Source organism: Pseudonocardia broussonetiae (assembly GCF_013155125.1).
Classification (GTDB): Bacteria; Actinomycetota; Actinomycetes; order Mycobacteriales; family Pseudonocardiaceae; genus Pseudonocardia; species Pseudonocardia broussonetiae.
In genome coordinates this window covers 7,036,892-7,057,702 of the sequence record NZ_CP053564.1, presented here as the reverse complement: position 1 = coordinate 7,057,702, position 20,811 = coordinate 7,036,892, and the positions used below count along the sequence as shown (strand labels likewise).

Annotated in this window: 26 protein-coding genes; 19 read left to right on the top strand and 7 right to left on the bottom strand. The window is 74.5% G+C overall.

The features are described 5' to 3' along the window. The first annotated feature begins 8 nt into the window (after window positions 1-8). Both HOP40_RS34095 and HOP40_RS34090 read left to right on the top strand, forming a co-directional pair. Entirely contained in the window at window positions 9-893 is an 885-nt protein-coding gene (locus HOP40_RS34095) for a tyrosine-type recombinase/integrase (RefSeq protein ID WP_172169759.1), read from the top strand. Between the two features lie 19 nt (window positions 894-912). Continuing rightward, window positions 913-1,767, top strand: coding sequence for a FliA/WhiG family RNA polymerase sigma factor (locus HOP40_RS34090; protein ID WP_240157424.1), 855 nt, complete (start codon window positions 913-915; stop codon window positions 1,765-1,767). Between the two features lie 6 nt (window positions 1,768-1,773). Here the strand turns inward: HOP40_RS34090 and HOP40_RS36270 are convergent, their stop codons facing one another. Then, window positions 1,774-2,211, bottom strand: a complete 438-nt coding sequence (locus tag HOP40_RS36270; protein ID WP_240157423.1) for a murein hydrolase activator EnvC family protein — start codon at window positions 2,209-2,211, stop codon at window positions 1,774-1,776. Between the two features lie 691 nt (window positions 2,212-2,902). Here HOP40_RS36270 and rpsB point away from each other — a divergent pair. The 6 genes from rpsB to HOP40_RS34055 all read left to right on the top strand — a co-directional run bounded on the left by rpsB (window position 2,903) and on the right by HOP40_RS34055 (window position 7,606). Further along, complete coding sequence (gene rpsB / locus HOP40_RS34080; protein ID WP_172167365.1) at window positions 2,903-3,793, top strand: 30S ribosomal protein S2; 891 nt, start codon at window positions 2,903-2,905, stop codon at window positions 3,791-3,793. Between the two features lie 75 nt (window positions 3,794-3,868). Further along, window positions 3,869-4,684 carry a translation elongation factor Ts gene (gene tsf, locus HOP40_RS34075; protein WP_172167362.1) on the top strand — a complete coding sequence of 272 codons (816 nt, stop codon included), beginning with the start codon at window positions 3,869-3,871 and terminating at the stop codon, window positions 4,682-4,684. After that, window positions 4,684-5,436, top strand: coding sequence for a UMP kinase (gene pyrH / locus HOP40_RS34070; RefSeq protein WP_172167360.1), 753 nt, complete (start codon window positions 4,684-4,686; stop codon window positions 5,434-5,436). Before tsf ends, pyrH begins: the two co-directional genes overlap by 1 nt. Before the next feature lie 7 nt (window positions 5,437-5,443). Further along, entirely contained in the window at window positions 5,444-6,001 is a 558-nt protein-coding gene (gene frr, locus HOP40_RS34065; RefSeq protein WP_172167358.1) for a ribosome recycling factor, read from the top strand. A gap of 55 nt (window positions 6,002-6,056) precedes the next feature. After that, window positions 6,057-6,908, top strand: a complete 852-nt coding sequence (locus HOP40_RS34060) for a phosphatidate cytidylyltransferase (protein ID WP_240157422.1) — start codon at window positions 6,057-6,059, stop codon at window positions 6,906-6,908. Continuing rightward, window positions 6,905-7,606: a class I SAM-dependent methyltransferase gene (locus HOP40_RS34055; protein ID WP_172167354.1), complete on the top strand. Its 702-nt coding sequence runs from the start codon at window positions 6,905-6,907 to the stop codon at window positions 7,604-7,606. Before HOP40_RS34060 ends, HOP40_RS34055 begins: the two co-directional genes overlap by 4 nt. Here HOP40_RS34055 and HOP40_RS34050 read toward each other — a convergent pair. After that, complete coding sequence (locus tag HOP40_RS34050) at window positions 7,593-7,985, bottom strand: Rieske (2Fe-2S) protein (protein WP_205347026.1); 393 nt, start codon at window positions 7,983-7,985, stop codon at window positions 7,593-7,595. The two genes, HOP40_RS34055 and HOP40_RS34050, sit on opposite strands and share 14 nt — an antisense overlap. A gap of 80 nt (window positions 7,986-8,065) precedes the next feature. Between HOP40_RS34050 and HOP40_RS34045 the strand changes: the two genes are divergently transcribed. Genes HOP40_RS34045 through pip form a run of 3 tightly spaced genes read left to right on the top strand, consistent with a single transcriptional unit; the run spans window position 8,066 to window position 10,681 of the window. Further along, on the top strand, window positions 8,066-8,602 hold the full coding sequence (locus tag HOP40_RS34045) for a hypothetical protein (protein WP_172167351.1): 537 nt from the start codon (window positions 8,066-8,068) through the stop codon (window positions 8,600-8,602). Between the two features lie 34 nt (window positions 8,603-8,636). After that, a complete protein-coding gene (gene rlmN / locus HOP40_RS34040; protein ID WP_172167349.1) occupies window positions 8,637-9,743 on the top strand; it encodes a dual-specificity RNA methyltransferase RlmN in 1,107 nt (368 codons plus the stop codon). After that, complete coding sequence (gene pip, locus HOP40_RS34035; RefSeq protein WP_275691327.1) at window positions 9,740-10,681, top strand: prolyl aminopeptidase; 942 nt, start codon at window positions 9,740-9,742, stop codon at window positions 10,679-10,681. The genes rlmN and pip overlap by 4 nt, the downstream gene beginning before the upstream one ends. On the opposite strand, the gene HOP40_RS34030 is transcribed toward pip, so the two are convergent. Both HOP40_RS34030 and HOP40_RS34025 read right to left on the bottom strand, forming a co-directional pair. Then, a complete protein-coding gene (locus HOP40_RS34030) occupies window positions 10,682-11,731 on the bottom strand; it encodes a methyltransferase (protein WP_172167347.1) in 1,050 nt (349 codons plus the stop codon). It abuts the gene before it with no gap. A 48-nt stretch (window positions 11,732-11,779) separates the two neighbouring features. Then, window positions 11,780-12,850 (bottom strand): ATP-dependent DNA ligase, encoded by a 1,071-nt coding sequence (locus HOP40_RS34025; RefSeq protein ID WP_172167345.1) that lies wholly within the window; start codon window positions 12,848-12,850, stop codon window positions 11,780-11,782. A 41-nt stretch (window positions 12,851-12,891) separates the two neighbouring features. Here HOP40_RS34025 and HOP40_RS34020 point away from each other — a divergent pair, with 41 nt between their 5' ends. Continuing rightward, window positions 12,892-13,389 carry a class I SAM-dependent methyltransferase gene (locus tag HOP40_RS34020; RefSeq protein ID WP_172167343.1) on the top strand — a complete coding sequence of 166 codons (498 nt, stop codon included), beginning with the start codon at window positions 12,892-12,894 and terminating at the stop codon, window positions 13,387-13,389. Next, the gene (gene mug, locus HOP40_RS34015; RefSeq protein WP_172167341.1) at window positions 13,386-13,946 is read left to right on the top strand and encodes a G/U mismatch-specific DNA glycosylase; all 561 of its coding nucleotides are present in this window, start codon (window positions 13,386-13,388) and stop codon (window positions 13,944-13,946) included. Before HOP40_RS34020 ends, mug begins: the two co-directional genes overlap by 4 nt. Here the strand turns inward: mug and HOP40_RS34010 are convergent. Continuing rightward, window positions 13,927-14,499: a TetR/AcrR family transcriptional regulator gene (locus HOP40_RS34010; protein WP_338053044.1), complete on the bottom strand. Its 573-nt coding sequence runs from the start codon at window positions 14,497-14,499 to the stop codon at window positions 13,927-13,929. The genes mug and HOP40_RS34010 overlap by 20 nt on opposite strands. Window positions 14,500-14,596: 97 nt before the next feature. Here HOP40_RS34010 and HOP40_RS34005 point away from each other — a divergent pair, with 97 nt between their 5' ends. From HOP40_RS34005 to HOP40_RS33995, 3 genes are read left to right on the top strand one after another with little or no spacing between them, the layout of a single operon-like run. After that, on the top strand, window positions 14,597-15,541 hold the full coding sequence (locus HOP40_RS34005) for an SDR family NAD(P)-dependent oxidoreductase (protein ID WP_172167338.1): 945 nt from the start codon (window positions 14,597-14,599) through the stop codon (window positions 15,539-15,541). A 41-nt stretch (window positions 15,542-15,582) separates the two neighbouring features. Beyond that, the gene (locus HOP40_RS34000) at window positions 15,583-15,912 is read left to right on the top strand and encodes a DMT family transporter (protein WP_172167336.1); all 330 of its coding nucleotides are present in this window, start codon (window positions 15,583-15,585) and stop codon (window positions 15,910-15,912) included. Further along, window positions 15,902-16,450 carry a TetR/AcrR family transcriptional regulator gene (locus HOP40_RS33995; protein ID WP_172167334.1) on the top strand — a complete coding sequence of 183 codons (549 nt, stop codon included), beginning with the start codon at window positions 15,902-15,904 and terminating at the stop codon, window positions 16,448-16,450. Before HOP40_RS34000 ends, HOP40_RS33995 begins: the two co-directional genes overlap by 11 nt. A 16-nt stretch (window positions 16,451-16,466) precedes the next feature. On the opposite strand, the gene HOP40_RS33990 is transcribed toward HOP40_RS33995, so the two are convergent. Continuing rightward, the gene (locus tag HOP40_RS33990) at window positions 16,467-17,426 is read right to left on the bottom strand and encodes a DNA polymerase domain-containing protein (RefSeq protein WP_172167332.1); all 960 of its coding nucleotides are present in this window, start codon (window positions 17,424-17,426) and stop codon (window positions 16,467-16,469) included. A gap of 10 nt (window positions 17,427-17,436) precedes the next feature. Further along, window positions 17,437-17,700, bottom strand: coding sequence for a DUF2631 domain-containing protein (locus tag HOP40_RS33985; RefSeq protein WP_172167329.1), 264 nt, complete (start codon window positions 17,698-17,700; stop codon window positions 17,437-17,439). Window positions 17,701-17,769: 69 nt separating this feature from the next. On the opposite strand from HOP40_RS33985, the gene dxr reads away from it, so the two are divergent. Genes dxr through HOP40_RS33970 form a run of 3 tightly spaced genes read left to right on the top strand, consistent with a single transcriptional unit; the run spans window position 17,770 to window position 20,728 of the window. Beyond that, the gene (dxr, locus tag HOP40_RS33980; RefSeq protein WP_172167327.1) at window positions 17,770-18,945 is read left to right on the top strand and encodes a 1-deoxy-D-xylulose-5-phosphate reductoisomerase; all 1,176 of its coding nucleotides are present in this window, start codon (window positions 17,770-17,772) and stop codon (window positions 18,943-18,945) included. Continuing rightward, window positions 18,942-20,231 (top strand): M50 family metallopeptidase, encoded by a 1,290-nt coding sequence (locus HOP40_RS33975; protein ID WP_172167326.1) that lies wholly within the window; start codon window positions 18,942-18,944, stop codon window positions 20,229-20,231. The genes dxr and HOP40_RS33975 overlap by 4 nt, the downstream gene beginning before the upstream one ends. Beyond that, entirely contained in the window at window positions 20,228-20,728 is a 501-nt protein-coding gene (locus HOP40_RS33970) for a phosphatase domain-containing protein (protein ID WP_240157421.1), read from the top strand. The genes HOP40_RS33975 and HOP40_RS33970 overlap by 4 nt, the downstream gene beginning before the upstream one ends. Window positions 20,729-20,811: the final 83 nt, after the last annotated feature.

Below are 20,811 nucleotides of genomic sequence, written 5' to 3'. Positions count from 1 at the left end.
CCCCCGAGGTGGGGGAGGCGCTGGAGGGGTTCGTGCGGCACCTGGCGCTGGAGAAGGGGCGGTCGGCGCACACCGTCCGGGCCTACCGGGGCGACCTCGACGGGCTGCTGTCCCGCCTCGACACCCTGGCCGGGCTCGACCTGCCCCTGCTGCGGCGCTGGCTGGCCGAGGGGCACGCGGCCGGGCTGGGGCGCTCGACGCTGGCGCGCCGGGCCGCGGCGGCCCGCACCTTCACCGCCTGGGCGCACCGCACGGGACGACTCGGGAGCGACCCGGGGGCGCTGCTGGTGTCGCCGCGGCCGCGGTCGCCGCTGCCCGACGTGCTCGACACCGCGGAGACGGAGTCGCTGTTCGCCGCGGCGGTGTCGGGGGCCGCGGAGGGGGAGCCGGTGGCCCTGCGGGACCTGGCCGTCGTCGAGCTGCTCTACGCCACCGGCGTGCGGGTGGGGGAGCTGTGCGGACTGGACGTCGACGACGTCGACCAGGAGCGCCGCGCGCTGCGGGTGCTCGGCAAGGGCGACCGCGAGCGGACGGTCGTCTACGGTGTCCCCGCCGCCCGGGCCCTGCGCCGCTGGCTCGACGACGGGCGGCCGGCGCTGGCCCGCAGCTCCTCCCCGCCCGCACTGCTCCTCGGGGCGCGCGGCGGGCGGATGGACCCGCGGATCGTGCGGGAGGTCGTGCACGCCGCGGTGGCCGCCGTGCCGGGCGCCCCGGACACCGGGCCGCACGGTCTCCGGCACGCCGCCGCCACCCACATGTTGCAGGGCGGCGCGGACCTTCGTTACGTACAGGAGTTGCTCGGTCACGCTAAGCTAGCAACCACTCAGCTCTACACACACGTGACCGTCGAACGGCTGAAGGTGGTACATGAGCAGGCACACCCCAGGGCATAGCGCGGTCCTGGACGGATCGGTGCAGCTCAAGGCGTTCGCCGGGGCCATCGTCACCGCACTGAACCGTCGCGAGCAGGGCCCGCTCGAGCCGGCACCGGCTCCCGTGGCGCCGGTCGGGCCCGTTCCGGTCGCCGACCGGACGCCCGTCGAGCAGCTCTGGGACGCCTACCTGACCGAGCCGACACGCCCGGTGCGTGATCGACTGCTCGTCCACTACACGCCGCTCGTCCGCGCGGTCGCGCACCGCACGGCGGCCGGGCTGCCGACCTACGTCGACATCGGCGACCTGGTCCAGTCCGGGGTCTTCGGCCTGATCGACGCCGTCGAGCGCTTCGACCCGCAGCGCTGCCCCCGCTTCGAGAGCTACGCGGCCCAGCGCATCCGCGGCGCCATCCTCGACGAGCTGCGCGCCCAGGACTGGGTGCCGCGCACGATCCGCGGGCGGGCCCGGGAGCTGGAACGCGCGCAGGAGCGGCTGGAGTCGCGGCTGCGGCGCGCGGCGTCCGACCACGAGCTCGCCGCCGAGCTGGGTGTCGCGCCGCGCGACCTGCGCAGCGTCGGCAAGCACGTGGCGCTGGTGAGCATCGACGCCCTCGACGACGGCGCGGGCGGGCTGTCGGAGCTCCTCGCCGACGACGACGCGCCGGACCCGATGGCCGTCATCCAGGCGCGCGAGACCTCGCGGCAGCTGTCGATCGCGGTGGCGCAGCTCGGGGAGCGCGACCGGCTGGTCGTGCAGATGTACTACCTGGAGAACCGGACGCTGGCCGAGATCGGGCGGCACCTGGGCGTCACCGAGTCGCGGGTGTGCCAGCTGCACACGCGGCTGGTCGGACGGCTGCGGGGCCGGCTCGAGGAGCTCGCCGCGGGCTGACCCCGCTCATCCCGGCCACGGCACGGGCACCGGCAGCAGCCGGACCCGCGGCGGGCGCAGGAGCACGAGCGGGTCGAGGTACTCGGTGCGGTCGCGGCGCACGCCCCAGTGCAGGCAGTCGGGGCAGCCCGGGTGGCCCGGCTCGAGGACCCCGAGCACGGCGCCGGCCGCGACGACGGTGCCCGCGGTGACGGCCGGCGCCACCGGCTCGTAGGTGGTGCGCAGGCCGTCGTCGTGCTGCACGGACACGAGCGACCGCCCGCCCACCGGCCCCGCGAACACCACCGTCCCGCCCCGCGCGGCGAGCACGGCCTGCCCCGGGACGCCGGCGAGGTCGACGCCCCGGTGCCCCGGGCCGTAGGCGTGCTCGGGCGCCCGGAACGGCCTGCGCACCTGCGGCACGGGCAGCAGCGGCCATGCGTACCGCGCACCCGGCGCCGGCACCCCGGCGAGCGGGGGAGGAGGAGGTGGTGGGGCGGCAAGCGGCGGAGGAGGAGGTGGTGGCGCCGCGAGCGGGGGAGGAGGAGGTGGCCCGGTGGCAGAAGACCCCGTGGTCGGGGCCGGTGCCGGAGGCGGCGGAGGGGTGGGCGCGGCTCCGGCCGTGGCCGCGGCGGCGGTGGCGGTGGCGCGAGGGACGACCACGTCGGCCGCAGGAACGACGGCGGGCACGACGAGGGCACCCGCGACCAGGACGGCGACCACCACCCTGCCGCCCCACCACCGCACCGCGAACGGCACACCAGGGCTGTGCGCAGACCACGGGATGACCATGGCGTCCCGCTGACCCCGCCGCCCCCGTCGCTCCACCCCCCGAGCCTGCCCCGCGCACCCCTCCCCGGCGGGACGAACCCGCAGGCTGGGGACGGGCGAGGGGGCATGTGGACAACCCCGGGCCTCCGCGTGAGGGGGGTGCGGGCCCCGGCGTACACTCGACCTGCACCCCGGTTCTCCGGGGTGACTTCGCGCGTTCGCGCATCCCCTCGGGGGATCGGCGGCCGGGCGGTCCCGCAGGTGGTCACACCGGCGGGTCCGGACGCCGACGCGACGCCAGGGCGGTACCGCCGAACCGGCGCTCCGCACAACCGCGTGCGTGGTCGCCGAGCGGCCGCGCCTGACCGAGAGGTGAACGCAGGCCATGGCCGTCGTCACCATGAAGCAGCTGCTCGACAGCGGCGTGCACTTCGGGCACCAGACCCGTCGCTGGAACCCGAAGATGAAGCGCTACATCCTCACCGAGCGCAACGGCATCTACATCATCGACCTGCAGCAGACGCTGTCCTACATCGACCGGGCCTACGAGTTCGTGCGCGAGACCGTCGCGCACGGCGGCACGATCATGTTCGTCGGCACGAAGAAGCAGGCGCAGGAGGCCATCGCCGACGAGGCGGGCCGCGTCAACATGCCGTACGTCAACCAGCGCTGGCTGGGTGGCATGCTCACCAACTTCCAGACCGTCCACAAGCGCCTTCAGCGGATGAAGGAGCTCGAGACGATGGAGCAGACGGGGGGCTTCGAGGGTCGCACCAAGAAGGAGATCCTCATGCTCACCCGCGAGAAGACCAAGCTCGAGAAGACCCTGGGCGGCATCCGGGACATGACCAAGGTCCCGAGCGCGGTCTGGATCGTGGACACCAAGAAGGAGCACATCGCCGTCGGCGAGGCTCGCAAGCTGGGCATCCCGGTCGTCTCCATCCTGGACACGAACTGCGACCCGGACGAGGTCGACTTCCCGATCCCGGGCAACGACGACGCGATCCGCTCCGCGGCGCTGCTGACGAAGGTCGTGGCGCAGGCGGCGGCCGACGGCCTCATGCAGCGCTCGCAGCGCGCCCGCGGTGGCGACGGCGGCGAGGAGAAGGCCGCGGCCGAGGAGCCGCTGGCCGAGTGGGAGCAGGAGCTGCTCACCAGCGGCGCCGGCTCCGACGGCGCGAGCCTGACGGCCTCCGCGGCGCCCGCCGAGGCGCCGAACCCGGCCGCCGAGCCCGCTCCGGCCACCACCAGCAACGGCACCCAGACCGCCAGCTGACCTCCTCACCGCCCCGGGCCCCACAGGCCCGGGGCGGTGCCGGTCCCACCGACTGAAGGACGAAGAGACACCACCATGGCGAACTACACCGCCGCCGACGTGAAGAAGCTCCGCGACCTCACCGGGTCCGGGATGATGGACTGCAAGCGCGCGCTGGAGGACTCCGACGGCGACTTCGACAAGTCCGTCGAGCTGCTCCGCATCAAGGGCGCGAAGGACATCGACAAGCGCGCCGGGCGCGAGACGGCCAACGGGCTCGTCGTCGCCGAGGGCGGCACGATGGTCCAGCTGAACTGCGAGACCGACTTCGTCGCCAAGAGCGACGACTTCCAGAAGCTCGCCGACTCCGTCCTCGCGGTCGCGGTGGCCGAGAAGCCCGCCGACCTCGAGGCGCTCAAGGCCACGAAGCTCGACGACGGCACCGTCGAGGACGCCGTGCTCGCGCTGTCGGCGCGCATCGGCGAGAAGCTCGAGCTCAAGCGCTACATCCACGTCGACGGCCCGGTCGCGCTGTACCTGCACCGCCGCGCGTCGGACCTGCCGCCGGCCATCGGCGCGCTGGTCTCCTACGACGGTGGCGACGAGGACGCGGTCAAGGGCGTCGCGATGCACATCGCCGCGGCCCGCCCGAGCTACACTACCCGCGACGAGGTCCCGGCCGACGTGATCGAGAACGAGCGTCGCATCGCCGAGGCCACCGCCCGCGAGGAGGGCAAGCCCGAGCAGGTGCTCGCCCGCATCGTCGACGGCCGCATCAACGGCTACTACAAGGACGTCGTGCTCCTCGAGCAGCCGTCCGTGCAGGAGCCCAAGAAGACCGTGAAGGCCCTGCTCGACGAGGCCGGCGTCACCGTGAAGACGTTCGCGCGCTTCGAGGTCGGCCAGGCCTGATGACCGAACCCGGAGTCGACACCGACCCCCGCCCCGGATTCCGCCGCGTGCTGCTCAAGCTCGGCGGGGAGATGTTCGGCGGTGGTGCCGTCGGTGTCGACCCGGAGGTCGTCGAGACCGTCGCCCGCCAGATCGCTGAGGTCGTCTCCTCCGGCGCGCAGGTGGCGGTCGTCATCGGCGGCGGCAACTTCTTCCGCGGCGCCGAGCTGCAGGACCGGGGCATGGAGCGCTCCCGGGCCGACTACATGGGCATGCTCGGCACCGTCATGAACTGCCTCGCGCTGCAGGACTTCCTGGAGCGCGAGCACCACATCGACACCCGAGTGCAGACGGCCATCACGATGGGCCAGGTGGCGGAGGCCTACATCCCGCGCCGCGCGATCCGGCACCTCGAGAAGGGCCGGGTCGTCATCTTCGGCGCAGGAGTGGGTATGCCCTACTTCTCCACCGACACCGCGGGTGCCCAACGGGCACTCGAGATCGGCGCGGAGGCGCTCCTGCTGGCCAAGGGCGTCGACGGTGTGTTCACCGCCGACCCCAAGACCGACCCGGGCGCGAAGCTGTACGAGGAGATCACGCACCGCGAGGTCCTGGAGCAGGGTCTCAAGGTCGCCGACGCCACCGCGTTCAGCCTCTGCATGGACAACAGGATGCCGATCATCGTGTTCAACCTGCTCGTCGAGGGCAACATCGCCCGCGCGGTGCGGGGTGAGAGGATCGGCACGCTGGTCAGTACGCCAGGGGAAAGGTAGGTACGTCGTGATCGACGAGACGCTCTTCGACGCCGAGGAGAAGATGGAGAAGGCCGTCTCCGTCGCCAAGGACGACCTCGCCTCGGTGCGCACCGGCCGCGCGACGCCCAACATGTTCTCCCGGGTCATGGTCGAGTACTACGGCGCCATGACCCCCATCAACCAGCTGGCCTCCATCAGCATCCCCGAGGCCCGCATGGTGATCATCAAGCCGTACGACGCGAGCTCGCTCAAGGCGCTGGAGAAGGCCATCCGCGAGTCCGACCTGGGGCTCAACCCGGGCAACGACGGCCAGATCATCCGGTGCGTCATCCCGCAGCTGTCGGAGGAGCGGCGCCGCGAGATGGTGAAGGTCGCGCGCGGCAAGGGCGAGGACGCCCGGGTCACGATCCGCAGCGTCCGCCGCAAGGCCATGGAGGAGCTCGGCCGCATCGTCAAGGACGGGGAGGCCGGCGAGGACGAGGTCGCCCGCGCCGAGAAGGAGCTCCAGACCACGGTCGACAAGTACGTCCACCAGATCGACGACCTGGTGAAGCACAAGGAAACCGAGCTCCTCGAAGTCTGAGCCCGTGTCGACCTCCGCCTCCCGTGACCTGCCTTTCACTCCGGCCGGGCCCCCGTTGACGCCCGGGCAGGCCGCGGCGCCGCGGCAGCTGAAGTCGGCGCGGCTGGGGCGCAACCTGGTCGCGGCGGTCGTGGTCGGCGTCTCGATGGGCGCGATCATCCTGTCGTCGCTGCTGTTCGTGCGGCAGTTCTTCGTGCCGGTGCTCGCGGTGTCCGCGGCCATCGCCACCTGGGAGCTCGCCGGCGCGCTGCGCCGCGGGGCGGGGATCGAGGTGCCGCTGCCGGTGGTGCTGGTGGGCGGGCAGGCGACGATCTGGCTGGCCTGGCCGTTCGGCACCGCGGGCCTCGCCGGCTCGTTCGCGCTGACGATGGTGGCCACGCTGCTCTGGCGGATGCGCGGGGGCGCGTCGCACTACGTCCGCGACGTCACCGCCACCGTCTTCACCGCCGCCTACGTGCCGCTGTGCTGCGGTTTCGCCGTCCTCATGACGGTCGCGCCCGACGGGCTCGGGCGCGTGCTCACGTTCATGCTCCCCGTCGTCGCCTCCGACGTCGGCGGCTACGCGGCGGGCGTGCTGTTCGGCCGCCACCCGATGGCGCCCACGATCAGCCCGAAGAAGTCCTGGGAGGGCTTCGCGGGCTCGCAGATCGCGGGCATGGCGACAGGCGCGCTGTGCGTGCACCTGCTGCTCGACGGGCCGTGGCTGGCCGGGGTGCTCACCGGGTCGCTGCTCGTGGTGTCGGCGACGCTGGGCGACCTCGTCGAGTCGATGGTCAAGCGCGACCTCGGCATCAAGGACATGGGCAACCTGCTGCCCGGTCACGGCGGCATGATGGACCGCCTCGACTCGCTGCTCCCGACGGCCGTCGTCGCGTGGCTGCTGCTCACCGTGCTCGTCCCCGCATGACCGGCGGCACCATCCCGAGCCCCAACCTCTGGAACTGGCCGGAGGTCTACGAGCGGGAGAACCGCGCCCAGGACGTCGACGGGGCGATCTGGGACGCACTGCGCGAGGAGGCCCCGTGGGCCGGGGCGGACGTCGTCGACGTCGGCTGCGGCGACGGCTTCCACCTGCCGCACTTCGCCCGCGAGGCCGCCTCGGTGGTGGGGGTGGAGCCGCACCCGCCGCTCGTGCGACGGGCGCGGGAGCGCGGCCTGCCGGTGGTCCGGGGCGGCGCTGCCGCGCTGCCGCTGCCCGACGCGTCCGCCGACCTGGTGCACGCCCGCACCGCCTACTTCTTCGGGCCCGGCTGCGAGCCCGGCATCGAGGAGGCCGAGCGCGTGCTGCGCCCGGGCGGCGCGCTCGCGATCGTCGACCTCGACGCCACGCAGGCGCCCTACGGCGACTGGATGCGCGCCGACATCCCGCACTACGACCCGGTGCGCGCCGAGCGGTTCTTCGTGCGCCGCGGGTTCTCGCTGCGCCGCATCGCCACCCGCTGGACGTTCGAGGACCGCGCGACGCTGGAGGAGGTGCTGCGCATCGAGTTCTCCCGCGCCGTGGCCGACCGGGCGATCGCGGCCACTCCCGGCCTCACCGTGCCGGTGGCCTACCGGCTGCACGTGCGCCGCCGCGGCGCGACGGGCCGGCTCAGTCGAGCGTGAGCTCGCTGCCCGACACCGTGACGGGCACGGCGGCCAGGCCGCTCTCCGCGGGGCCGGTCAGGACGGCGCCGGTGAGGTCGAACCGGCTGTCGTGGCACGGGCAGACGATCTCCGCGCCCTCGACGGCGTTGACGTTGCAGCCCTGGTGCGGGCAGACCGTCGAGAACGCCGCGAAGCTGCCCGCGGTGGCCTGGGTGACGACGACGGCCCGGTCGGCGAAGATCGTGGCGCCGCCGACGGGGACGTCGGCGGCGGCGAGCGGTCCGCTCGCGGCGGGCGCGGAGCCGGCCCCGGCGGCGCAGCCGGCGACGGTCAGGCCCGCGGTCAGCGCGGCGGCGCCGATCACGACGGTGCGGCGGTCGATCTGGGCGTCGGGCACGGAGGTACTCCAGGCGGCGGTGGTGGGGGAGCGTTCGGCCCGAGCCTGGCACACCCGGGCGTAGCGCTACCGTGAGGAGCATGGCGAGGACGGTCACGCTCTCCGCCGCCGCGGTGCTCGCACTGGGTGGCGGCGCCGGGTGGTTGGTGGGCAGCTCGGCACTGGACGCGGGCACCGGCACGGTCGTGCTGGCCGCCGGGATCGCGGTGACGGTGTGGCTGGTGGTCATGGGCAGCCGCGAGGCCGCGGCGCGCCCGATGGAGCACTGGCGCAGCCGCCGGCTGCTGCGGCTGGCGGTGATCGGGCTGGTCGTGATCGTCGCCGGCTCGGCCGGGCTCGGGTTCACCCCGTACGGCGAGCTGGCGGTGCCGCTCGGGTTCGGGGTGGTCGGCGCGCTGCTGCTGCCGGCGTCGTCGCTGCTGGGCGACCGCACCTACCTCGTCCTCGGGGCGCTGCTCATGCTGCTCGCCGCGCTCGGCGCCTTCCTGGCGCTGAACTCGGTGGGCCAGCTCTACCCGCGCGGGCTCGTCGGGCTCGGCGCCGGGGTGCTGCTGTGGGCGGCGTCGGCGTACCGGTCCGGGCTGGTGGTGCAGCTGAGTGGCGCACGCTACCGGTAGGCACCTCCCGGCACCTGGCACACTGGAGGGCGTCATGACCTCCCTCCCGCTCGTCTTCGATGCGCCCCGCCGTGCGCTGCCGCCCCGTCACCTCGCCGACCTCGACCCCGCCGAGCGCCGTGCCGCGGTGGGCGAGCTCGGGCTGCCCGGCTTCCGCGCCGACCAGCTCGCCCGGCACTACTTCGGCCGGTTCACCGCCGACGTCGAGCAGATGACCGACCTGCCGGCCGCCGCCCGCGACGCGCTGCGCCCCCTGCTGCCGCAGCTGGTCACCCCGGTGCTGGAGCAGGCCTGCGACGACGGCACCACGCGCAAGACGCTGTGGAAGGGCCACGACGGCACGCGCGCCGAGTCGGTGCTGATGGGCTACCCCGACCGCGCCACCGTGTGCGTGTCGAGCCAGGCCGGCTGCGGGATGGCGTGCCCGTTCTGCGCCACCGGCCAGGGCGGGCTGGAGCGCAACATGTCGACGGGCGAGATCGTCGAGCAGGTCCGCCAGGCCGCCGCGGCCGCCCGCGACGGCGCGCTCGGCACCCCCGCGCGGCTGTCCAACGTCGTGTTCATGGGCATGGGCGAGCCGCTGGCCAACTACAAGCGCGTGGTCGCCGCGGTGCGGCGGATCACCTCGCCCGCGCCCGACGGCCTGGGGATCTCCGCGCGCGGCGTCACCGTCTCCACGGTGGGGCTGGTGCCGGCGATCGACAAGCTGGCCGCCGAGGGGCTGCCCGTCACGCTCGCCGTGTCCCTGCACACCCCCGACGACGAGCTGCGCGACACGCTCGTGCCGGTCAACAACCGGTGGAAGGTCGACGAGGTCCTCGACGCCGCGCGCCGCTACGCCACGACCACGGGGCGGCGGGTGTCGATCGAGTACGCGCTGATCCGCGACGTCAACGACCACGCGTGGCGCGCCGACCTGCTCGGCAAGAAGCTGGCGCAGCGCATCGGCAAGCACCGCGTGCACGTCAACCTCATCCCGCTCAACCCGACGCCGGGCAGCGAGTGGGACGCCTCGCCGCGCCCGGTGCAGGACGAGTTCGTCCGGCGCGTCCAGGCGGCCGGGGTGGCGTGCACGGTGCGCGACACCCGCGGCCGCGAGATCGCCGCCGCCTGCGGGCAGCTGGCCGCCACCGGGGCGTGACGCGCCCGCCCCTGGCCCCCCACGACGGCGGGATGCTCGACGTCGGCGACGGCCAGCGCCTGCGCTGGGACGTCCGCGGGAACCCCGACGGCACGCCCGCCGTCGTCCTGCACGGCGGCCCCGGCTCGGGTGCGCCCACCGGCATGCACCGGTCGTTCGACCCGGACCGCTACCGGATCGTGCAGTTCGACCAGCGCGGCTGCGGCGGCAGCACCCCGCACGCGTCCGACCCGGCCACCTCGCTGGCGGCGAACACCACCGCCCACCTCGTCGCCGACGTCGAGCGGCTGCGCGAGCACCTCGGCGTCGACCGCTGGGTGGTCGTCGGCGGCTCCTGGGGCTCGACGCTCGCGCTGGCCTACGCGCAGGCCCACCCGGAGCGGGTGCGGGCGGTGCTGCTGGTGGCCGTGACGACGACCCGGCGCAGCGAGATCGACTGGCTCTACCGCGGCGTCGGCCGGTTCCTGCCCCGGGAGTGGGAGGCGTTCCGCGCCCACCACGACGACCCCGACCTGCTCGGCGGCTACGACCGCCTGCTCGCCGACCCCGACGCGGGCGTGCGCGAGCGCGCCGCGCTGGCCTGGGCCACGTGGGAGGACGCGGTGCTGTCGCCCGAGCCCGGCGGCCGGGCGGTCTACGCGGTGCGCCCGCCGCGCGAGCTGCTCGCGCTGACCCGGCTCTGCGCCCACTACTTCTCCCGCGGCGCCTTCCTCGAGGAGGGCGCGTTGATCCGCGGGGCCGCGGCGCTGGGCGGGATCCCGGGCGTGCTGGTGCACGGCCGCCTCGACCTCGGCGGCCCGCTGGTCACCGCGTGGGAGCTGGCGCAGGCCTGGCCGGGTGCCGCGCTGCACGTCGTCGAGGACGCCGGGCACCTGGGCAGCGCGGAGTCCGGGCGGCTCATGCGCGAGGCGTTGGAGCGGTTCGCCGACGCCCCCTGATCAGCCCTCCCGCCGCAGCTCCACGAACGACAGGCCGTGCGCGGCCTCCTCGACCGAGGTGAGGACCAGGCCGGCCCTGCGGGCCAGCTCGGCGAACTCGGTGCGGGTGCGCTCGCGGGCGCCGAACACGACGAGCATCCGCAGGTCCATGACGACGTCGTCGCGGCTGGGGCGGTCGGGGTCGGGCACGCGCTCCACCAGCAGGACGCGACCGCCCGCGGGCAGCGCCTCGGCGCAGCGGCGCAGGATCGCGACCGCGGCGTCGTCGGGCCAGTCGTGCACCACCTGGGCCAGCACGTAGAGCGGCTCGCCGGGCGGCAGGGCGTCGAAGAAGCTGCCCTCGACGACCGACGTGCGCTCGTCCAGCCCGGCCCCGGTGAACCGCTCCCGCGCCCGCTCCGCCGACGCCTCCTGCTCGACCAGCGTGCCGAACAGCGTCGGGTCCTGCTCCAGGACCGCGGCCAGCAGGCCGCCGGTGCCGCCGCCGACGTCGACCACCGAGCGCGCCGCCCGCGCGGCCAGGCCGGGCGCGACGGCGGGCACCCACACCGCAGCCCACTGGTCCATGTAGGAGTCGAAGGAGGCGGCGAGCGCGGGGTCGGCGGCGAGGTGGTCCCAGAAGCCGCGCCCGAACACCTGCGGGTAGGCCGCGGTGCCGGTGCGGACGGCGTGCCCGAGCCCGGCCCAGGCGCGGTCCAGGTGCCCGGCGGCGCCGTCGAGGTCGAGGAACGCGCGCAGGTGGTCGTCGAGCAGGGGCTCGCCCAGCTCGCCGAGCGCGAACACCCGCGGCCGGACCTCCTCGAGCACGTCGCACACGACCAGGCGGCGCAGCAGGCCGAGCGTGGCGCGCGGGTCGGTGCCGCAGCAGGCGGCGATCGCGTCGGCCGTGCGGGGGCCGGCGGCCAGCACGTCGGGCACGCCGAGGGACACGGCGAGGCGGACGGCCGTGGGCGTCAGCAGGTCGGTCAGCCGGCGCAGCCGCAGCGGCCGCGGGTCGTCCGGGTCGGGCGGCCCAGGAGATCGTCGGACTGCGGGTCGTCGGGGTTCCACCGCGGCAGCGTAGGAAGGGTGCCCTAATCGGTCAAACGGGGGAACCGGTCAGCGGGGGAGCCCGAGCACCTCGGCCAGGTCGAAGTCGACGGCCTGCTCCAGCTGCGCGTAGGTGCACGACTCCGGCTGCCGGTCGGGGCGCCAGCGCACGAACTGCGCGGTGTGCCGGAACCGCACGCCCTCCATGTAGTCGTAGCGCACCTCGACGACCCGCTCCGGGCGCAGCGGCACGAACGACAGGTCCTTGCCGCTGTTCCAGCGGCTGGCCTCGGCCTTGCGCGGGGTGCGCTCGCCCTCCTCCTGCTTCGCCCACGCCCACGGGTGGTCGTCGAACGTCGTGACCAGCTCCTGCAGCTCTGCGAACAGCTCCCGGCGCCGCGCCATCGGGAACGCCCCGATCACGCCGACGCTCGCGAGGTGCCCGTTGTCCTGGTAGAGCCCGAGCATGAGCGAGCCGACGACGTCGGGCCCGGACTTGTGCACGCGGTAGCCCGCCACCACGCAGTCGGCCGTGCGCTCGTGCTTGATCTTGGCCATCACGCGCTTGTCGGGCTGGTAGGTCTGGTCGGGCTTCTTCGCGATGAGGCCGTCGAGCCCGGCGCCCTCGAACTGCTCGAACCACTGCTCCGCGAGCGCGTGGTCGGACGTCAGCGGCGTGACGTGCACGGGCGGGCGCGCGTCGGCGAGCGCACGCTCCAGCGCCGCGCGGCGCTCCTCGAACGGCAGGCCGGTGAGGTCGTCGTCGCCCAGGGCCAGCAGGTCGAAGGCGACGAAGCTGGCCGGGGTGGTCTCCGACAGCATCGTCACGCGGCTCGCGGCCGGGTGGATCCGGTGCTGCAGGACCTCGAAGTCGAGCGTGTTGTGCTCCCGGTCGAGCACGACGATCTCGCCGTCGACCACCGCGCGGTCCGGGAAGTTGGCCTTCACGGCCTCGACGACCTCGGGGAAGTACCGCGTCATCGGCTTCTCGTTGCGGCTGCCGATCTCGACCTCGTCGCCGTCGCGGAAGATGATCGACCGGAAGCCGTCCCACTTGGGCTCGTAGAGCTGGCCCTGCGGCACAGCGGCCACGGGCTTGGCCAGCATCGGCTTGACCGGGGGCATCACGGGCAGGTCCACGCCCGCCATCCTGCACCGTCGGGCAAGGTGGGGGCGTGCGCGTGCCCGATCGTGTCCGGCTGGCCCTGGAGGTCCTCGACCCGCAGCCCGCCGACCGCGTCCTGGAGATCGGCTGCGGCCCGGGCGTCGCCGCCGTCCTGGTGTGCGAGCGGCTCGTCGACGGGCACCTGCTGGCGGTCGACCGCTCCGCCACGGCGGTGCGCCGCACCCTGGACCGCGGCGCCGACCACGTGCGGGCCGGGCGCCTGGAGGTGCGGCAGGCCTCGGTGGACGAGCTGGACCTGCCCGACGCGTCGCTCGACGCGGTGTTCGCGGTCGAGGTCAACCTCTTCTGGACGCGCTCGCCCGCCCCGGAGCTCGCGGTGCCGGCCCGCGCGCTGCGCCCCGGCGGCGCCCTGCACGTCTGCTACGGGGCGGGGCCGCAGGATCCCGCGCGGGTGACCGGGGCGGTCACCTCGGGCCTGGAGCGGCACGGCTTCACCGACGTCCGGGTCAGCGCGGACGCCCGCGGCCTGGCGGTCTCGGGACGGCGGACGTGAGCTGGACCCGCGCCGAGCTGGAGGCCGCCCGCACCCGGACCATCCCCGACGTCCTCCCCGGGCCGGGCGACCCGCCGCTGCGCGTGCTGTTCTGCGGCATCAACCCCGGCCTGGTCTCCGCGGTCACCGGGCACCACTTCGCCCGCCCGGGCAACCGGTTCTGGCCCGTGCTGCACCGGTCCGGGTTCACCCCGCGGCAGCTGCGGCCCGAGGAGCAGGGGGAGCTGGCGGGGCTGGGCCTGGGCATCACGAACATGGTCGCCCGCGCCTCGGCCCGCGCCGACGAGCTCACCGACGACGAGGTCGTCGCTGGCGGCCTGCGCCTGCGGACCCTCGTGGCGCAGCACCGGCCGCGCTGGCTCGCGGTCGTCGGGATCACGGCCTACCGCACCGCGTTCGGCGCCCGCGACGCCGTCGTCGGCCCGCAGGAGGGCAGCTGGGACGGCACGCGCGTGTGGGTGCTGCCCAACCCCAGCGGCCTCAACGCGCACTGGTCGGTGCAGGCGATGGCGGAGGAGTTCGGGCGTTTGCGCGCGCTCAACACGGCCGGCAGGTGAGCAGCCCGTGCGCCAGCAGGTCGAGCATCCGGCCGGCCTGCGCGGCGTCGTGCGCGGCGAGCGAGACGCCCGACAGGCTCGCGAGCACGTCGTCGGCCTCGACGTCGTCGCGGACCGTGCCGGCGCGCGCGCCGGCCTCGAGCAGTGACGCGACCGCCGCGAGCAGCCGCCCGCGGGTCTCGGCGAACGGGTTCCCGCCCGACGCGACGAGGGCGCGCAGCGCGTCGGCCATGCCGCGCTTGGCGGTGGCGTAGGCGACGAACCGGTCCATCCACGACCGCAGCGCGCGCTCGGGCGGCCGGTCGGCCAGCAGCTCGCCCGCGGCGTCGCAGAGCCGGGCGAGCTCGGTGCGGTAGGCCGCCTCGACCAGGGCCTCGCGGGTGGGGAAGTGCCGGTACAGAGTGCCGATGCCGACGCCCGCGTCACGGGCCACGGCCTCCAGCGTGACGTCGGGGCGCCCGTCGGAGAACGCGCGCACGGCCGCGGTGACCAGGCGGTCGCGGTTGCGGCGCGCGTCGGCCCGCATCGGCCGCGTGCCTGTGTCCGGCGTCACATCTCCCTCTCGGAATGAAGCGGAGGACCCTCCGCTTGTACGACTCGTAACGGAGGTTCCTCCGCTACCAGGCTACCGGCCACGAGAGGAACGGGACATGACCACCGCATCCCGTGTCAGAACCGGATTCACCGCCACCTCCACCGCGGCCGAGGTCCTCGCCGACGTCGACCTGACCGGCCGTCGCGCCATCGTGACCGGCGGCGCCTCCGGCATCGGCGTCGAGACCGCCCGCGCGCTGGCGGGCGCCGGCGCCGAGGTCACCCTGGCCGTCCGCGACGTCGACGCGGGCGTCCGCACGGCGTCGGACATCGTCGCGACCACCGGCAACGACCACGTGTCCGTCGCGTCGCTCGACCTGACCGACCGCGCCTCGATCGCCTCCTTCGTCCGCCTCTGGGACGGGCCGCTGCACGTGCTCGTGAACAACGCCGGCGTCATGGCCGCGCCGCAGACGCGCACGCGCGAGGGCTGGGAGCTGCAGTTCGCGACCAACCATCTCGGCCACTTCGCCCTGGCCACGGGCCTGCACCTGGCGATGGCCGCGGCCGGGGACGCCCGCATCGTCTCGGTCAGCTCGAGCGCGCACCTGCGCTCGCCGGTCGTGTTCGACGACGTGCACTACCTGGGCAGGCCCTACGACCCGTGGACGGCGTACGGGCAGTCGAAGACCGCCAACGTGCTGTTCGCGGTGGAGGCCACCCGCCGCTGGGCCGACGACGGGATCACCGCCAACGCGCTGATGCCCGGCGGGATCCGCACGAACCTGCAGCGCCACCTCACCGCGGCCGACCTCGACCGCCGGGGCTCGGCGAACGGCCCCGGCCCGGCCCTGCGCTGGAAGACCGTCGCCCAGGGCGCCGCGACCTCGGCGCTGCTCGCCGGGTCGCCGCTGGTCGAGGGCGTGTCCGGGCGCTACTTCGAGGACTGCGCCGAGGCCGAGCTGCACCGTCCCGGCCACCGCACCGGGGTCGCCGCGTACGCGCTCGACCCCGAGGCCGCCTCCCGGCTGTGGGACGAGTCGGTGCGCGCGCTCGCGTAGGATCTGGAGCATCTGCTCTGGTTTCTCCTCGGGGGTGCGGCATGTGGTTCTGGCTGATCGGCGCGATCCTCGCCGAGGTGACGGGCACCGTGGCCCTGCGCTTCTCCGAGGGCTTCACGCGGCTGGTGCCGTCGGTCGTCGTGGCGCTGGGGTACGGCACGGCGTTCTACGCGCTGTCCCAGGCGCTCGCGCGGGGGATGGCGATCGGGGTGGCGTACGGCGTGTGGGCCGCCGTCGGCGTCGCCCTGATCGCGCTCATCGGCGTCGCGTTCCTCGGCGAGTCGCTGACCTGGATCCAGGTCGGCGGCATCGGGCTGGTGATCTGCGGGGTCCTCGCCCTGGAGCTCGGCGGCGCGGCGCATGCCGCCTGAGGCGGGCGGGTCCGACGGGCGGCGGCGCAAGGGGGAGGCCCGGCGCCGCGCCCTGCTCGACGCCGCGTTGCGGGTCGTCGGCCGGGAGGGGGTGTCGGCGGTGACGCAGCGGGCCGTCGCCGCCGAGGCCGGCGTGCCGCCGACGGCCGTCCTCTACTACTTCCCGACCGTCGACGACCTGCTGGTGGCCGCGCTGCTCGACGTCAACGACCGCTGGGTCGCCGCGGTCGACGCCCTGCCGGCCGACCGGGAGGGCGCGCTCGACGGCCTCGCCGCGCTCGTCGCGGGGAGCGCGGAGCACGCGCTCGCGGAGTACGAGCTGTGCCTGCTCGCCGCCCGGCGCCCGGCGCTGCGCGGGGAGCTCGACCGCTGGTGGGGCTCGCTCGACGCGCTGGCGCGGCGGCTGGTCGGCGCACCGGACGGGCCCGCGGCCACGGCCTTCACCGCCGGCGTCGACGGGCTGCTGCTGCGCGTGTCCGGCGGCGGGCTGGACCCGGCGCGGGCCCGGGCGGTGCTCGACGCCCTGCTCGCCCGCTAGTCGAGGTCCGGGGGCGCTAGTCGAGGTCCGGGGGTTCGGGGGGTTCCTCGACGCCCTCGTGCGCGTCGCGGTCGGCCCACTCCAGCAGCGGGGCCAGGGAGAACACGGCGTCGTCGATGCCGGCGTGCAGGTCGCCCAGCTCGGCGAACCGGGCGGGGACCGTGGCGATGGTGAAGTCGCGGGGATCGGCGTCGTCGATCTCGTCCCAGCGGATCGGCGTCGACACCACGGCCTCGGGCACGCCGCGCACCGAGTAGGCGCTGCGGATCGTGTGGTCGCGGGCGTTCTGGTTGTAGTCGACGAACACCGACGCCGGGTCGCGGTCCTTGCGCCACCAGGTGAGGTCGACCAGCTCGCAGCGGCGGCCCACCTCGCGGGCGAAGGCGTGCGCGGAGCGGCGGACGTCGGCGAAGCCGTGCTCGGGCGGGACCCGCACGTAGACGTGCATCCCGGAGCCGCCGGAGGTCTTGGGGAAGCCCGTCGCGCCGAGCTCGTCGAGCACCTCGTGGACGACGTGCGCCACGCGCCGCACGTCGTCGTAGGAGGCGTCGGGCATGGGGTCGAGGTCGATGCGCCACTCGTCGGGCTGCTCGACGTGGTCGCGCCGGGAGTTCCACGGGTGGAACTCGACGGTGGACATCTGCACCGCCCACACGACGTCGGCCGGGTGCTGCACGCACAGCTCGTCGGCGGTGCGGTTCCAGCGCGGGAAGTGCACGCGCACGGTCTCGACCCAGTCGGGCGCGCCCCGCGGCAGCCGTTTCTGGTGCACCTTCTCGCCCGTGACGCCGGTGGGGAAGCGGTGCAGCATGCAGGGCCGGTCGCGCAGGGCGCGCACGATGCCGTCGGAGACGGCGAGGTAGTACCGGGCGAGGTCGAGCTTGGTCTCGCCGCGGGCGGGGAAGTAGACGCGGTCGGGGTTGCTCAGCCGGACGGTGCGGTCGCCGACCTCGAGCTCGATCGCCGGCCCGGCCACGACGCGGCGCTCAGCGTCGCCAGGCGTGGCGCTTGCGCAGCGACTGCAGGACCAGCGCGGCGGCCAGCAGGATGCCGACGCCGATCAGCCAGAGGTCCTCGGTGCGCCCGGTGTGGTTGCCGATCAGCATGATGAACATGATCACGACGACGGTCCAGCCGGCGATGATCGACCCGCGCGGGAACCCGCCGTGCCAGCCCCACTCGACCGACGGCTCGTCCTGGGGGTCGATGCCGTCCGTGCGCTGGACCAGCTCTCGGGAATCGTTCGCCACGGGTGTCCTCCTGATCTCGCGTGCGGGTCACATGGTGGCACAGGACGGCCGCGAGGATGATGGTCGGTGATGAACACCCGATCCGTGCTCGTGCTGGGCTCCACCGGCTCCGTGGGCACGCAGGCGCTCGACCTGCTCGACGCCCACCCCGACCGCTTCACCGTCGCCGGCCTCGCCGCGGGCGGCGGCGACGTCACGGTGCTGCTGCAGCAGGTCCGCCGCCACGGCGTCCGGAAGGTCGCCGTGGCCGACCGCGCCGCCGCCGACGTGCTGCGCCGCGCCCTGCCCTCGGCCGGGCTGCGCGGGGTCGAGGTGCTGTCGGGCCCCGCCGCGGCCACCGAGCTCACCGCGGGCGCGGGCGCCGACATCGTCCTCAACGCCATCACCGGGTCGGTCGGCCTCGGCCCGACGCTGGCCGCGCTGCGCTCGGGTGCCGTGCTCGCCCTCGCGAACAAGGAGTCGCTGGTGTCCGGCGGCGCGCTGGTCACCGGGGCGGCCGCGCCGGGGCAGATCGTCCCGGTCGACTCCGAGCACTCCGCACTGGCCCAGTGCCTGCGGGGCGGCCGGTCCGACGAGGTGGCGCGGCTGGTGCTCACGGCGTCCGGCGGCCCGTTCCGCGGGCGCACCCGCGCCGACCTCGACGGCGTCACCGTCGCCGAGGCGCTGGCCCACCCGACCTGGGCGATGGGTCCGGTCATCACGATCAACTCGGCGACCCTGGTCAACAAGGGGCTCGAGGTCATCGAGGCGCACCTGCTGTTCGACGTGCCCTACGACCGGATCGACGTCGTGGTGCACCCGCAGTCGATCGTGCACTCGATGGTCACCTTCGTCGACGGCTCCACGCTGGCTCAGGCCAGCCCGCCGGACATGACGCTGCCGATCGCGCTGGCACTGGGCTGGCCCGAGCGCCTCGAGGGCGCGGCGGTGCCGTGCACCTGGGCGGCGCCGCAGACCTGGACGTTCGAGCCGCTCGACGAGGACGCGTTCACCGGGGTGCGGCTCGCCCGGCGCGCGGGGGAGGCCGGGGGCTGCCTGCCCGCCGTGCTCAACGCGGCCAACGAGGAGGCCGTGGCCGCGTTCGTCGCCGGGGCCCTGTCGTTCACCGGCATCACCGACCTGCTCGACCGCGTCCTCGACGCAGCGGGGGACTGGACCGGCGACCCCGCTAGCGTGGACGACGTGCTGGCGGCGGAGGACTGGGCGCGGGCGCACGCCCGCGAGGCGACGGGAGTGCCCGGATGATGTTCGTGCTCGGCATCCTGATCTTCTTCGTCGGGATCCTGTTCTCGGTGGCCTGGCACGAGCTGGGCCACTTCGTCACCGCGCGCTGGTTCGGCATCAAGGTGCCGGAGTTCATGGTCGGCTTCGGCAAGACGATCTGGTCGACGAAGCGCGGCGAGACCGAGTACGGCCTCAAGGCGATCCCGCTCGGCGGCTACGTCCGCATGATCGGCATGATCCCGCCCGCCCGCGGCGAGCTGCTGGGCAGCAGCCGGCGCACCGGCCCGTTCCAGGGCCTGATCGACGACGTGCGCCGGCAGTCGGCGATGGACGTGCGCCCCGAGGACGCCGACCGCCAGTTCTACCTGCGCAAGCCGTGGAAGCGGATCGTGGTCATGGCCGCCGGCCCGATCATGAACCTGATCCTCGCGGTGCTGCTGTTCGCGGTGCTGCTCATGGGCATCGGCATGAACACCGGCACCACCACGGTGAGCGCCGTCAGCGAGTGCGTGCTGCCCGCCGACGCGGCCACGACGAGCTGCCCCGTCGGCGCACCGCCCACCCCGGCCGCCGTGGCGGGCTTCCGCCCGGGCGACGAGATCCTCGCGCTCGACGGGCAGGAGTTCTCGCGGTTCGACGGCGAGGAGCTGCGGGCGGCGATCCAGCGGAGCACCGGGCCGGTCGTCGTCACGGTCCTGCGCGACGGGCAGCGCCTCGACCTCACCCCGACCCCGATCCGCAACCTGGTGGCCTCCGTCGACGACCCGACGCAGTTCGTCGAGGGCAACTTCCTCGGCATCGGGCTGCTGCAGGACTACGAGCGGCAGAGCCTCGGCGCGGTGTTCGTCGAGATCGGCGACGTCGTCGGGCGCACCGGGCAGGCCATCGCCGAGCTGCCCTCGCGCGTGCCGGGGCTGTTCGGGTCGGTGTTCCTCGGCGAGGAGCGCGACGTCAACGGGCCGATCGGCATCGTCGGCGTCTCGCGCATCGGCGGGGAGGTGCTGGAGCAGGAGATCCCGTTCGTCGCCGAGGCGTCGCTGCTGCTCAGCCTGCTCGCGGCCGTCAACATCTCGCTGTTCCTGTTCAACCTGCTGCCCATCCCGCCGCTCGACGGCGGGCAGATCTTCCCGGCGATCTGGGAGGCCGTGAAGAAGCGCATCTGGCGGCTGCGCGGGCGGCCCGACCCCGGGCCGGTCGACGTGGCGAAGCTGATGCCGGTGGCCTACGTCGTGGCCATGGTGTTCATCGTGTGGAGCGGGCTGCTGCTGGTCGCCGACGTGATCAACCCCGTGCGGCTGTTCCAGTGAGCCTGGCCCCCGAAGCCGACACGCGTCCGCTGGCGGTGTTCGACGTCGACGGGGTGCTGGCGGACGTGACGCACCGGCTGCACCACCTGCGCGCCCGGCCGCAGCGCTGGGAGCGGTTCTTCCAGGCGGCCGACCGCGACCCGCTGCTCGTCGAGGGCGCAGACCGGCTGCACGCCGCCCTGGCCGACCACGACGTGCTGTACCTGACCGGGCGCCCCGAGCGCACCCGCCGCCTCACCGAGCGCTGGCTGGCCCGCCACGACCTGCCCACGGGCCCGCTGGTCATGCGCAGCGACGACGACCACCGCCCCGCGCGGTGGATGAAGCGCGAGGTGCTGCGGCGGCTCTCGGCCACCCGCGACATCGTGTCGGTGATCGACGACGACCCGGCCGTCGTCGCGGTGCTGGAGGCCGACGGCTGGCCGGTGGAGCTGGCGACGTGGCTGCCGCACTCCTCCACGCTGCAGAGCGCGCAGGAGCGCCAGGGCCGGACCTGACGCGGGCTTTGCTCTGGACACCGATACGCACCGGACCCGGTGCGTATCGGTGTGCAGAGCAAAGGGGTGGTGCTTCCCGACAC